Genomic DNA, 13,853 nt, shown 5'->3' with positions numbered 1-13,853 from the left:
TTCGCCGAAGTTGCCAAATGAAAGGTATTTTGACATGGCTAATGATTTTTCTGCACGTCAGCCGCGTCGTAAGTACTGCCAGTTCTGCAAGGAGAACACTGAGTTCATCGACTATAAGGATACTCAGCTTCTCCGTAAGTACATGACCGATCGTGGCAAGATTAAGCCCCGTCGTGTCACTGGCGCTTGCACGCAGCATCAGCATGACATCGCCAACGCCATCAAGCGCGCCCGCGAGATGGCTCTCCTGCCGTACACCGTCCCCGTGGTTTCCTCTCGTGGCAACCGCGACCGCGGCTAAGAAGGGAGACGCATCATGAAGGTTATTCTTCTCGATGAGATCAAGGGCAAGGGCGGCGAGGGTGACGTCGTAGAGGTCGCTCAGGGTTACGCTGAGAACTTCCTGTTCCCCAAGAAGCTCGCTGTTGCCGCCACCAAGGGCAACCTCAAGCAGCTTGACGAGCGTCGCAACAACATCGCCAAGCGCGAGGCCGTCCGTCTGGCTACCGCCAACGAGACCAAGGCTGCCTTCGAGGGCAAGACGGTCACCGTTGACGTCAAGGTCGGCGACGAGGGCATCCTCTTTGGCTCCGTTACTGCCGCTATGATCGCTGACGCCATCAAGGCTCAGCTCGGTATGGACATCGACCGCAAGCGCGTCGAGCTCGGTAAGCCCATCAAGGTTGCCGGTGCCCACACCGTTGCCATCTCGCTGTACCGCGAGATCAAGGCCGAGGTTGTCGTTCTCGTTGGCGTTACCGCCGAGGAGCTCGCTGCCGAGGCTGAGGTCGAGGAGGCCGCTGAGGTCGCCGAGGCCGAGACCGCCGAGGTCGAGACTGAGGCTGCTGCCGAGTAGCATTTGCTGCAACGCAACAATCTTGTTCTAAGAAGGGCGCTCTGGGAAACCAGGGCGCCCTTTTGTTTTTTTGCGCTGAGTGAGTGTCATGGTAAACGTTGCGTCGAAGTCCTATATACAGGACCGTTCATCCGTTTGGTTCGGTGATGATTGGCGGCGCGCGGCGCGTTTTGGGACCGTGGCTGATACTATGGATGCTCGCAAGCGATATGAATGAGGATGCTCATGGCATATGACGATAGGGAGACCGGGCTGACGGTCGAGGACCGCGGCTCAAAGTTGGGTCTTCCCCAAAACCAAGATGCAGAGGCCAATGTACTGGCCGCTATGCTGCTATCGCCCGAGGTGGTCGAAGAGGCCCAGGTCGAGCTGCAGCCCGATGACTTCTACCGGCCCATTCATAAGACCATCTATACCGCGATGGTCGATATGTACAACAGCCGCATTCCCATCGACTCCATCTCGCTGATCGATTACCTGCGAAGCATCAACAAACTCGATGCCGTGGGCGGCGAAGCGTACATTTTGGAGTTGATGGGTCAGACCCTGTCGCTCGTCAACTGGCAGCACCATGCCGCCATCGTTCGTCGCGATTCGATGCTGCGCGAGCTGATCGGCGCCACCAACGAGATCAACGCGCTGGCTTATAACGCCCCTACCGACACCAAAGAGGTCGTGGAGCTGGCCGAGAGCAAGCTGCTCAAGGTTACGGCGCGCGAGGTCAAGTCGAGCTACAAGACGCTGACCGAGTTTATGGTCGAGGCCTATAACGAGGCCGAGGAAGTGTGCCAGGCCGGTGGCCAGGCTGCGGGCGTGCCCACGGGCTTCCCGTCGCTCGACCGCATGCTCATGGGTTTTCGCGAGGGTCAGCTCATCATTATCGGCGCCCGTCCTGCCGTGGGTAAGACGTCGTTCGCTCTGAATCTGGCGCTCAACGCTGCCGCTGCCGGTTATACCGTCGGCTTCTTCTCTCTGGAGATGTCGGGCAAGGAAATTGCCCAGCGTCTGATTTGCGCCTACGCCATGATCTCGATCAGTGACTTCCGCATGGGTCGCATTAGCCCCGAGCAGTGGGCCAATATCAACGAGGCCACGCAGACCTTGTCCAAGCTCGATATTCTGATTGACGATACGCCCGGCACCACAGTGACCGAGATTCGCGCCAAGAGCCGCCGCATGCTCCATAACAAGGAGAAGGCAATCATCATCCTGGACTACCTGCAGCTGGTGAGTCCTCCACCGGGACGCCGCTCCGAGAGCCGTACCGTCGAGGTTTCGGAGATGTCGCGTGGTCTTAAGATCATGGCCAAGGAGCTCAAGATCCCGCTCATCGCGCTGTCACAGCTCTCGCGTCAGGTCGAATCCCGTACCGGCAAGCGCCCGCAGCTTTCCGACCTTCGTGAATCGGGCTCCATCGAGCAAGACGCCGATATCGTTATGTTCTTGGACCGCTCCGCCGACGAGGCCGAAGCCTCGCGCGACGATCGACCCGACGAGGGCGTTACGCGTATCGTCGTGGCCAAGAACCGTTCGGGCCCGATCGGCGACGTCGACCTGATGTTCCTGCCGGCATCTACCAAGTTCTATGAGCTTGATGGGGCACATGCCGAGGAGTAGGACAGGCGCCCGTTGCACGGGTATACTGGGAATGTTTTGTGCTTCTGCGTGCCGGCGTGGCGCGCAGACAGTCCATGAATGTAAGGAGTAAACATGCCGTCAACCGTTTTGGTCGGTGCCCAGTGGGGCGATGAGGGCAAGGGTAAGATTTGCGACCTGGTCGCCGGCGACTTCGATGCCGTCGTGCGCTACTCGGGAGGCAACAACGCCGGCCACACCATCGTCGTCAACGGCAAGAAGTACGGCCTGCACCAGGTGCCCTCCGGCATCATGTATTCCGACCACGTGTCGGTGATCGGTAACGGCTGCGTCGTCAACCCCAAGGTTGTCCTTGAGGAGATCGACATGTTCGAGGCCGACGGCATCACCACCAAGAACCTCAAGATTAGCGGCAACGCGCATGTCATCATGCCGTACCACATTGATCTGGATGGCGCCTTTGAGCAGAAGCTCGGCAAGAAGAACATCGGTACCACCAAGCGTGGCATCGGTCCGTGCTATCAGGACAAGATGGCTCGCATTGGCCTGCGCATGCAGGACATGCTGGATGAGGCGCTGTTCCGCGACAAGCTGGAGACCGCTCTCGCTCGCGTGAACCCCGAGCTCGAGCTCATCTACAACCTGCCCACCTACACCGTGGACCAGATTTGCGACGAGTACCTGCCGATGGCCGAGCGCCTGCGCCCCTACATCACCGAGACGAGCCTGCTGCTCAACAACATGATCGATGAGGGCAAGAACCTGCTGTTTGAGGGCGCCCAGGCGACGCTGCTCGACATCGACCACGGCACCTATCCGTACGTGACGTCTTCCAACTGCACCGCCGGCGGCGCCATCACCGGCTCCGGCGTGGGCATGAAGAATGTCGACCGTGTGCTGGGCGTCATGAAGGCCTATATCACCCGCGTCGGTTCGGGCCCCATGCCCACCGAGCTTTCCTATGAGTCCGAGGCTGGCCACACGCTGACCGAGGAGGGCTATGAGTACGGCGTGACCACCGGTCGCCGTCGTCGTTGCGGCTGGTTTGACGGCCCTATCGCCAACTATGCCTCGCGCGTCAACGGCCTCACCGACATCGCCGTGACCAAGCTCGACGTGCTTTCGGCCTTCGACACCATCAAGGTATGCGTGGCCTACGACGTCGATGGCGAGCGCTACACCAGCGTGCCCGAGCATCAGGTGCGCTTTGAGCATGCCAAGCCCATCTACGAGGAGCTCCCTGGCTGGAAGTGCGACATCACCGGTTGCCGCAGCTTTGACGAGCTGCCGCAGGAGGCTCAGGACTACGTGGCGTTTATCGAGGATCTGGCACACACCCGCGTGACGTTCATTGGCGTTGGCGCTGGTCGCGAGCAGATCATCAACCGATTCTGGAAGTAATCGGGACTATTTGGTTATTGCGATATACCCCTTTGCAGCCCGGGCGGGCGGCCGAGGGGTATATTTGCTTGCAAGGGGCTCGCGCGGAGCGGGCCATTCATCCATAGAGGAGGCACCCTTGAAGGCGGACACTCAAACCATCGACATCCTGTTGTTGGGCAGCGGCGGCCGTGAGCATGCTTTGGCAGCCAAGCTCGCAGCATCACCGCGCGCCGGCAAGCTCTACATTGCGCCGGGCAACGGCGGCACCGCGAGCTGCGGCGAGAACGTTGTTCTCGACGACTGCGATCCTGCGGCCGTGGCGGCGTTTGCGCAGAGCCACGGATGCGGGCTCGTGGTAATTGGCCCCGAGGCTCCGCTCGTGGCGGGCGTGGCCGACGCCGTGCGCGCGGCGGGTATTCCCTGCTTTGGCCCGGGTGCCGAGGGCGCCCAGATGGAGGGCTCCAAGCTGTTCTCCAAGCAGCTCATGGAGCGTGCGGGCATTCCGACGGCAGCCTATGGTTCGTTTACCGACGAGGCTTCGGCTCTCGCCTACGTGCGCGAGCAGGGCGCCCCGCTGGTCGTCAAGGCCGACGGCCTTGCCGCGGGCAAGGGCGTTATCGTGGCGACCGAACTTGAGCAGGCCGAGGAGGCCGTGCGCGAGTGCTTTGGCGGCACCTTTGGTGATGCCGGCAACACCGTGGTTATCGAGGAGATGCTCGTTGGCCCCGAGTGCTCGCTGCTGGCCTTTACCGACGGCAAGACCGTGCGCCCCATGGCTACCTCGCAGGACCACAAGCGCGCGCTCGAGGGCGACAAGGGCCCCAACACCGGCGGCATGGGCGTCTACAGCCCGGTGCCCATCGTGACCGACGAGGAGCACGCCACCATGGTGAAGGTCATGGAACAGACCGTTGCCGAGCTTGCTGCCGAGGGCATCGACTACCGCGGCTGCCTGTACGGCGGCTTTATGCTCACGCCTGCCGGGCCCAAGGTGCTGGAGTTCAATGCCCGCTTTGGCGACCCCGAGACGCAGGTCGTGCTGCCGCGCCTTAAGAACGACCTGGTCGAGGTCATGCTCGCCTGCGCCAACTGCAAGCTCGATCAGATTGAGCTCGACTGGCGTGACGAGTGGGCCGTGGCCGTTGTCCTGACGAGCGCGGGCTACCCCGGCAGCTACGAGAAAGGCAAGGTCATCACCGGTATTGAGGATGCCGAGGCCATGGAGAACGTGACCGTGTACCACGCGGGCACTGCCGTGGTGGACGGCCAGCTCGTGACCAATGGTGGCCGCGTGCTTGCCGTGACCGCTCTGGGCGACACGTTCGAGAACGCTCGCAACCTTGCCTACGAGGCCTGCGAGAAGATTGATTTTGAGGGCAAGACCCTGCGTCACGACATCGGCCTGCGCGCGCTGCGCGGCCGCGACGCCTGGGATGCCTAAAATCCGAGAGGAATGAGACGGATGGACGAGAAGAACGAAGAGCTCGTGGACGCGCAGATCGTCGAAGAGGACAGCCGCATGTATGGGCACGCCGAGGGCGAGCCTGGTGGCGAGGTCGCTGACGAGCCGGCGCTGGTGCTGGGCGACGACGACCCGCACGATGCCGAGCTGCACGAGAAGATTCTTTCGGAGGAGTGTGCCTGGAAGGGCAAGATCCTCGACGTCCACCGTCTTGAGGTTGAGCTGCCCAACGGTCACCGCAGCGCCCGCGATATCGTTCGCCATCCGGGTGCGGCGGCCGTTGTGGCACTGACCGAGAGCGGCAAGATCGTACTGGTGCGTCAGTACCGCACCGCCATCGACCGCGTGACGGTCGAGATTCCTGCCGGCAAGCTCGATCCAGGCGAGGACCCGCTCGATTGCGCCAAGCGCGAACTGCATGAGGAGACGGGCTTTAGGGCTGGTCGTATTCGCTTTTTGACGTCGATTGTCACGTCCTGCGGTTTTTGCGATGAGATTATCCACATCTACTTGGCTACCAAGCTCGAGTTTGATGCGCCCAACCCCGATGATGACGAGTTTGTCAACGTGGACCTGGTGCCGCTGCACGAGCTGATCGACGCCGTACTCGACGGCAAGATCGAAGACGCCAAGACCGTCGTAGGCGCCTTAGCTTGCGACAGCATCGCGCACCGCTTGGGTGGTGCTGAACTGTAACGAGCGGGGATAGCCCTGGGGCAAGTACTACTGATTGCTTTGTCCCAGGGCCTTACGTTGCTGATATTTCTTTGAGGATCACATGCTGAAGAGGTTTCTTTCGTATTACGAGCCCCAGATGGGGCTTTTTGTTGCTGATACTGTTTGTGCTCTGGTGCTTGCCGCCATTGACCTGGCGTTCCCCATTATTCTGCGCAATTTGACCGGTGGGCTGTTTACTCAGGGTCAGGCTGCCATTATGCAGGCGCTCGGCATGATCGCGGTGGGCTTGGTGTTGATGTATGCCGTCCGCTGCGCCTGCCGCTACTTTGTGAGCTATTGGGGCCACGTGATGGGCGCGCGCATGGAGTCCAAGATGCGCGAGGACCTGTTCGACCAGTATGAGCGCTTTAGCTTTGCGTACTTCGACCGCAACAGCTCGGGCGACATGATGAGCCGCGTGGTCAACGACCTGTTCGATATCTGCGAGGCGGCGCACCACGTGCCCGAGTGGATCATCATCTGCGGCATCGAGATTATCGGCTCGTTTGTGATTCTCTTTACCATCGCCCCTGTGCTGGCGCTCGCCATGGCCGTGGTGACGGCGGCGTTTGCGGTCATCATGTTTTGGCAGAACATGCGCATGCGCGAGGTCTTTAGCGACAACCGCAAAAAAATCAGCGGCATCAATGCGCAGCTGCAGGATTCGCTGGCGGGCATGCGCGTGGTCAAGAGCTTTGCCAATGAGGAGACCGAACGCTTCAAGTTCCGCGCCTCCAACAATCGCTACCTTTCGTCCAAGGAGAACATGTATCACGCCATGGGCGTCTATACCGCGACGTATGGCCTGCTCTCGGGTGTGCTCTATGTGATCGTGGTGCTGCTGGGCGGCTGGCTGGTCGCCCAGGGACAGCTGCAGGCGGTCGATATGGCGACCTTCGCGCTCTACATTTCGCTGTTCTGCACGCCGCTCGAGACACTCGTCAATTCGGCCGAAACGTATCAGAAGGCTATCGCCGGCTTTAAGCGTATGGACGAGGTGCTCTCGACCGCGCCGGATATCCAGGACAAGCCGGGCGCCACGGATCTGCAGGTGACTGCCGGCGCCGTGGAGTATCACGACGTGTGCTTTAACTACGAGGATGTCGAGCTGGGCGAGGGCGATGCCGACGAGCGTCCCGTTATCGACCATATGGACCTGTCCATCAAACCCGGGCAGACCATCGCTTTGGTTGGCCCTTCGGGCGGTGGCAAGTCCACGACCTGTTCGCTGCTGCCGCGCTTTTATGACGTGGCTGCCGGATCCATTAGCATCGACGGCCAAGACGTGCGCGATGTGACGCAGCAGAGCCTGCGCCGTGCCATCGGCCTGGTGCAGCAGGATGTCTATCTGTTTGACGGTACGATTGGCGAGAACATCGCCTACGGCAAGCCGGGCGCTACAGCGGAAGAGATCGCCGGGGCCGCCCGTCGCGCCAACATCGATGCCTTTATCGAGTCGCTTCCACAGGGCTATGACACGGTCGTGGGCGAGCGCGGCAGCCGTCTTTCGGGCGGACAGAAGCAGCGCGTTGCCATCGCGCGCGTGTTTCTCAAGAACCCCAAGATCCTGATTTTGGACGAGGCGACGAGTGCTTTGGATAACGAGAGCGAGGAGGCAGTCCAGGAGTCGCTCGAAGAGCTGGCACGCGGCCGCACCACGATTATCATCGCCCACCGCCTCTCGACTATTAAACATGCCGATGAGATTGCGACCGTTGAGCATGGTCGCGTTGTGGAGCGTGGCACGCACGAGGAGCTTCTCGCCCGTGTCGGCACCTATGCCCGTTACTATCGAATGCAGTTCGAAGGTGCGCGTGCGCACGAGCTCGACTGATTGATATGACAGGAAGTTTATGGCTGACAAGAACCCTTTGACTCCGGAAGAAGTGACGGAGTTATTCTCCGAAATCGATGCATCCGGTGTCTTGGATCCCACGCTTGCCAAAAAGCGAACCGAGCGCATGCGTGAGAAGGAGGCTGCGGCCAAGCGCGGTGACAAAGCGGCGCTAGCGCAGCTGCGCAGCGAGGACCGCGCGAGCCAGGCAAAACATATCGACCCGCTGTCCGAGGACGATCCTTCGGGTTCGCAGGTGAGTCATACCATTACGAAGACCGCGATGGCCGTGGTCATCGGTATTTTGGTGTTGATCGTGGGCATGCAGGTCGGCTACGGCGTGATGCGTCGTCTGAACACCGCCAACCTGTCCGAGAGCGTTTCGGTCGATACCGTTTCGACGGCGCTGAAGGGCGGCCTTGAGTGGGGCAACGGCTTTACGCAGTTCCCACTCGACTTTACCGTCGATGAAGCCGATGAACGTACGGGCACGGTCGAGGTGACGGTGTTGGACACATCGTCTACCAACGAGCTCGAGCTGCTGTCCAATGGCCAGATCCAGGCCGCGGCGCTTGCGACCAACGCGCTGCTCAACGATAAGATCGACCGCGTGGTGTATAACGTTCACGCCTATATCGACGAGGATAGCAACATTCAGCACGATTCCTTCTTTGGCATGTTTCCCGCCCACGGCCACCAGAGCGCCATCCTGACGTTCGTGTGGACCAAGAGCTCATCCAACGCCACGAATATCGACTGGAAGATGCGCATCGTGAGTATGGATGACACCATCGCCGAGCGCATTCAAAAACAGGTGAACTCGGTGTCGTCGTTGATTGAGGACCCGGTGGTGAGCCAGACCAAGATTGACGAGGAAAAGACCGAACGTGACCTGGAGCATCGTCTGCATGGCCGCGAGATTTTCCGCGGCGGCAAGCCCGATCGCTCACCGTCCGATCTGCTGGAACAGGACAAGAAAAAGTAAGACGCCATCATCCCGCGTGAGCCACAAGCCCCGCGGGATGATTTTTCTGGGACGGGGATTAAAAAACATTATGCATAGAAAGTCATAATTATCATTTCGTAAACATTTCGATGAAATTAACGCCATGAGGCATGCTTGCGGTTACAATACCGCGAGGCCTAACTACACACCTTTAAGCCGGTCCTGTGAGACCGGGAAGGAGAATTATGGCGAACAACCATACCGCGGGCGCTGCCGCCCGCACCTTCGCGCCCAGCGAGCTTTGCCAGCGTATGCTGGCCAAAACCAGCAAGGGCACCTGCGGTCCCTGCATCCTGTATCTTGAGGATGGGACCATTTTTTATGGACGTGCATGCGGCGCCGCGGGCACCGCGACCGGCGAAGTCTGCTTCAACACCTCGCTCGAGGGCTACTTTGAGGTCATGACCGACCCGAGTTATGCCGGCCAAATCGTAACCATGACCTATCCGCAGATCGGCAACTACGGTATCGACGAGACCGACGTCCAGTCGGCCTTCCCCGGCGACGCCGTGCGCCCTGCGAGCGCTCCGGCTATGCGCGGCATGATCGCTCGCGATATGTGCGCCACGCCTTCTAACTGGCGCTCGGCCGTCAGCGTGCCGGAGTACCTGCGCGCTCACGGCATCGTCGCTATCGAGGGTGTCGACACCCGCGCTCTGGTGCGCCATCTGCGCGACAATGGTTCCAAGATGGGCATTGTCTCGACCGAGATCTTCGATGTCGATGAGCTTGCCGAGCGTTTGGCCGCAGCGCCGACGCTGGTGGGCGAGAATTTGGTCAAGACCGTGAGCTGCCCCGCGCCTCACGAGTTTGTGGCCGCCGACCTGCCTGCCACGCATGACTTTGCACTTGCTGCTGCCGCTCCTGCCCGTCACAAAGTGGTCGCCTACGACTGCGGTGTGAAGCGCGGCATTCTGGAGGGCCTGGTCCGCGCCGGCTGCGACCTTACCGTCGTGCCGTGGGATACGCCCGCTCAGCAGGTGCTCGACATGAATCCCGACGGCGTCTTTTTGTCCAATGGCCCCGGCGACCCCGACGCCGTGGTGGAGACCTACGAGCAGGTGCAGCAGCTGATCGGCAAGGTGCCGGTCTTTGGTATTTGTCTTGGTCACCAGATGATCAGCCTGGCCTGCGGCGCCCAGATGGAAAAGCTTAAGTTCGGTCACCGCGGTGGCAACCAGCCGGTCATGAACCTGGTAAGCCGTCGCGTGGAGATCACCGCGCAAAACCATGGCTTTGGCCTGCTGTTCCCCAGCTTGGGCAAGCTTGTCCCCGAGCTTTCCGGCGGCGAGACCGAGCATGCGGCCGATGGAGATCTGCGCGTCTGGGTGCGCCGCGGAATCGCGCCGGTCGTGATGAACGAGCGCTTTGGCCGCATTCGCCTAACACATGTGAACCTCAACGACGGCACCGCCGAGGGCATCCAACTGCTCGACGCCCCGTGCTTTTCGGTCCAGTACCACCCCGAGGCTTCGCCTGGCCCCACCGATGCCCACTATCTCTTTACCGCCTTTACGCGACTCATGGACGGCGAGGAGAACTACCTGGACATCGACACCGCGAAGGACCGCCTGGCTGGCTGGAATTTCGCCGAGACCGCCGCGACCGAGACCGAGGAGAACTAACATGCCGAAACGTACTGACATCAAGCGCATCCTTGTCATTGGTTCGGGCCCCATCGTTATTGGCCAGGCATGTGAGTTCGACTACTCCGGCGCCCAGGCCTGCAAGGTGCTCAAGGAGGATGGCTTTGAGGTCATCCTGGTCAACTCCAATCCGGCGACCATCATGACCGACCCGGGTCTTGCCGACCGCACCTATGTCGAGCCCATCACCGCCGAGTTTATCGAGCGCGTAATCAAGAAAGAGCGCCCGGACGCGCTGCTGCCCACATTGGGCGGCCAGACCGGTCTGAACGCCGCCGTCGAGCTGGCAAAGGACGGTACGCTCGACAAGTATGGCGTCGAGATGATCGGCTGCGACCTTGCCGCCATCGAGCGCGGTGAGGATCGCAAGCTCTTTAACGAGGCCATGGCCGAGATCGGCCTGGAGGTCGCGCGCTCGGGCTATGCCTACAGCGTGGCCGACGCCGAGGCCATCGCCGAGCGCGTGGGCTATCCCTGCGTACTGCGCCCGAGCTTTACCCTCGGCGGCGCCGGCGGCGGCATCGCTCACACCCACGAGGAGCTCGTCTCCATCGTGAGCCAGGGCCTGGAACTCTCGCCCGCCCACGAGGTGCTGGTCGAGGAGTCCATCGAGGGTTGGAAAGAGTACGAGATGGAGGTCATGCGTGACCACGCCGGCAACGGCATCATCGTGTGCTCCATCGAGAACCTCGACCCCATGGGCGTGCATACCGGCGACTCCATCACCGTGGCGCCGGCGCAGACGCTCTCCGACCTTGAGTATCAGCGCATGCGCGTGGCCTCGCTCGCCATTCTGGAGAAGATCGGCGTCGAGACCGGCGGCTCCAACGTGCAGTTTGCCGTGAACCCCAACACCGGCCGCCTGATCGTCATCGAGATGAACCCGCGCGTGAGCCGTTCGTCCGCGCTGGCCTCCAAGGCCACGGGTTTCCCCATTGCCAAGGCCGCCGCGCGCCTGGCTGTGGGCTACACGCTCGACGAGATCGTCAACGACATCACCAAGGCAACGCCCGCCTGCTTTGAGCCCACGATCGACTACTGCGTGGTCAAGGTGCCGCGCTTTGCCTTCGAGAAGTTCAAGGGTACTGATCCTACGCTCACCACGCGCATGAAGGCCGTGGGCGAGATTATGGCGATCGGCCGCACCTTTGAGGAGGCCTTTGGCAAGGCCATGCGCTCGCTGGAGGACGGTCACCAGGGCATCTGCGCCGGTGGCAAGGAGGGTGCTGACAAGCTGAGCGACGACGAGCTTGCTCAGGCCGTGGCAACCCCGACCGAGCATCGCATCTTCTTTGTGGTCGAGGCCCTGCGCCGTGGCTGGGACATCGCTCGCATCCATGCCATCTGCGGCATCGATCCGTGGTACCTCAACCGTATCAACGATATGGTGCAGGTCCAGGAGAGCATCCGCGGCCTGCGTGTGGAGGATATCGACGCCGACGCGATGCGCCTGCTCAAGCAGTACGGTACGAGCGACGCCGAGATCGCCGCGCTGACCGGCTCGGACGAGCGCTTTGTGCGCGCCTATCGCAAGGGTCTGGGCGTGGTTCCCAGCATGAAGACGGTCGATACCTGCGCTGCGGAGTTCTCGAGCGCCACGGAGTACCACTACAAGACGTACGAGAACATCTACCGCACGAGCCCGGATGCCAAGAAGTGCGTGGCTCCCGACGAGACCACGCCGGCGGACAAGCCCAAGGCGATGATCCTGGGCGCCGGCCCCAACCGTATCGGCCAGGGCATCGAGTTCGATTACTGCTGCGTGCACGCGAGCTACGCGCTGGCGGCCCGCGGCTTCGAGACCATCATGGTCAACTGCAATCCCGAGACCGTCTCGACCGACTATGACACGTCCGACCGCCTGTACTTTGAGCCGCTCACCTACGAGGACGTCATGGACGTTATCGATGTTGAGCGCCCCGACGGCGTCGTGGTGACGCTCGGCGGCCAGACCCCGCTTAAGCTGGCGCGCATGCTCGAGGAGAGCGGCGTGAACATCATGGGCACCAAGCCCGATGCCATCGACTTTGCCGAGGACCGCGAGCGCTTCGCCGCCCTGCTCGACAAGCTGGGCATCATGTATCCGCCGGCGGGCCAGGCCACCTCGTTTGAGGAGGCCGAGGCCGTTGCCGCACACATCGGCTACCCGCTGCTGGTGCGTCCGAGCTACGTGCTGGGCGGCCGCGGCATGATGATCGCCTACGATGCCGAGCATCTGCGCGATTACATGGCCGAGGCTGCGCGCATTAGCCCCGACTACCCGGTGTACCTCGATCGCTTCCTGGAGGGCGCGATCGAGTCCGATGTCGACGCCCTGTGCGATGGCGAAGAGGTCTACATCGGCGGCATTCTGGAGCATATCGAGGAGGCCGGTATTCACTCCGGCGACTCTGCGACCTGCATCCCGCCGTTCAGCTTTAGCGAGAGCCTGCAGGCAAAGCTTCGCGAGACCACACGCCGCATCGCGATGGCGCTGGGCGTACGCGGCCTGGTCAACGTGCAGTATGCCATCAAGGGCGAGACCGTCTACGTGATCGAGGCCAACCCGCGTGCCAGCCGTACCGTGCCGTTCATCTCCAAGGCCACCGGCGTACCGCTGGCCAAGTGCGCGGCGCGTATCATGGCGGGCGATTCCATCGCGAGCCTGGGCCTGCCGAGCGACGAGCGTCAGCTGGACTGGTTCTGCATGAAGGAAGCCGTTATGCCCTGGGGTCGTTTCCCCGGTGCCGACGTTATCCTGGGGCCCGAGATGAAGTCGACGGGCGAGGTCATGGGTATCGCCAAGAGCTATCCCGAGGCATACGCAAAGACGCAGCTGGCGATTGACTACAAGCTGCCCGACCCGAGCGCCGGCAAGGTGTTCATCAGCGTGTGCGACCGTGACAAGCGCCACATCCTTTCGGTCGCGCGTATCCTGCGCTACCTGGGCTTTGATATCTGCTCCACCGAGGGCACGGCGCGCGTGCTGCGCGGCGGCAACGTGACCTGCGAGGTCGTGGAGAAGATTAGCGGCCCGCACGACGGCGAGCGTCCCAACATCGGTGACCTGATCGCCGATGGCAAGATTGCGGTAATCATCAACACGCCGTACGGCCCGGGTTCGCGTGGCGACGGCTATCTGTTGCGTACCGAGGCGGTGCGCCGCGGCGTGACCTGCGTGACGGCGATGTCTGCGGCCAACACGTACGTGAGTGCCATCGAGGCCGTGCGCGAGGACCAGCAGGGTCACGGCAGCGCCAACGACATGGGCATGGACGTCATCGCCCTGCAGGACCTGCCACAGCACACGGTGTAGGTCGAGCTGTCCGGCCGGGGCGGGAGGGGCCGAGTTTCCCCCTTTCGCTCCGGCTGCA

Annotated in this window: 10 protein-coding genes; all 10 read left to right on the top strand. The window is 61.7% G+C overall.

Annotation, left to right across the window (positions count from 1 at the left end):
• Positions 1 to 34: 34 nt before the first annotated feature.
• The 10 genes from rpsR (at position 35) to carB (ending at position 13,795) form a co-directional block, all read left to right on the top strand.
• Positions 35 to 301 (top strand): 30S ribosomal protein S18, encoded by a 267-nt coding sequence (gene rpsR, locus KTF55_RS02885; RefSeq protein WP_006235829.1) that lies wholly within the window; start codon positions 35 to 37, stop codon positions 299 to 301.
• A 15-nt stretch (positions 302 to 316) separates the two neighbouring features.
• Positions 317 to 856, top strand: coding sequence for a 50S ribosomal protein L9 (rplI, locus tag KTF55_RS02880; RefSeq protein WP_022094073.1), 540 nt, complete (start codon positions 317 to 319; stop codon positions 854 to 856).
• Positions 857 to 1,075: 219 nt separating this feature from the next.
• Positions 1,076 to 2,473, top strand: coding sequence for a replicative DNA helicase (gene dnaB, locus KTF55_RS02875; protein ID WP_006235827.1), 1,398 nt, complete (start codon positions 1,076 to 1,078; stop codon positions 2,471 to 2,473).
• A gap of 93 nt (positions 2,474 to 2,566) precedes the next feature.
• A complete protein-coding gene (locus KTF55_RS02870) occupies positions 2,567 to 3,853 on the top strand; it encodes an adenylosuccinate synthase (protein WP_161160904.1) in 1,287 nt (428 codons plus the stop codon).
• Between the two features lie 118 nt (positions 3,854 to 3,971).
• Positions 3,972 to 5,276: a phosphoribosylamine--glycine ligase gene (gene purD, locus KTF55_RS02865; RefSeq protein ID WP_217107375.1), complete on the top strand. Its 1,305-nt coding sequence runs from the start codon at positions 3,972 to 3,974 to the stop codon at positions 5,274 to 5,276.
• A 21-nt stretch (positions 5,277 to 5,297) separates the two neighbouring features.
• A complete protein-coding gene (locus tag KTF55_RS02860) occupies positions 5,298 to 5,993 on the top strand; it encodes an NUDIX domain-containing protein (protein WP_195232596.1) in 696 nt (231 codons plus the stop codon).
• 82 nt (positions 5,994 to 6,075) lie between these two features.
• Complete coding sequence (locus tag KTF55_RS02855; protein WP_217107376.1) at positions 6,076 to 7,848, top strand: ABC transporter ATP-binding protein; 1,773 nt, start codon at positions 6,076 to 6,078, stop codon at positions 7,846 to 7,848.
• Between the two features lie 19 nt (positions 7,849 to 7,867).
• Complete coding sequence (locus KTF55_RS02850; RefSeq protein WP_161144963.1) at positions 7,868 to 8,833, top strand: hypothetical protein; 966 nt, start codon at positions 7,868 to 7,870, stop codon at positions 8,831 to 8,833.
• Positions 8,834 to 9,039: 206 nt separating this feature from the next.
• Positions 9,040 to 10,479, top strand: a complete 1,440-nt coding sequence (gene carA, locus KTF55_RS02845) for a glutamine-hydrolyzing carbamoyl-phosphate synthase small subunit (protein ID WP_217107377.1) — start codon at positions 9,040 to 9,042, stop codon at positions 10,477 to 10,479.
• 1 nt (position 10,480) lies between these two features.
• Entirely contained in the window at positions 10,481 to 13,795 is a 3,315-nt protein-coding gene (gene carB, locus KTF55_RS02840; protein WP_195193236.1) for a carbamoyl-phosphate synthase large subunit, read from the top strand.
• Positions 13,796 to 13,853 lie beyond the last annotated feature (58 nt).

Origin of the sequence: Collinsella sp. MSK.8.10 (assembly GCF_019041915.1) — a bacterium.
In the GTDB taxonomy this organism is placed as follows: Bacteria; Actinomycetota; Coriobacteriia; order Coriobacteriales; family Coriobacteriaceae; genus Collinsella.
The sequence above is the reverse complement of the archived record's forward strand: the minus strand, read 5'-3'. Positions and strand labels throughout refer to the sequence as shown.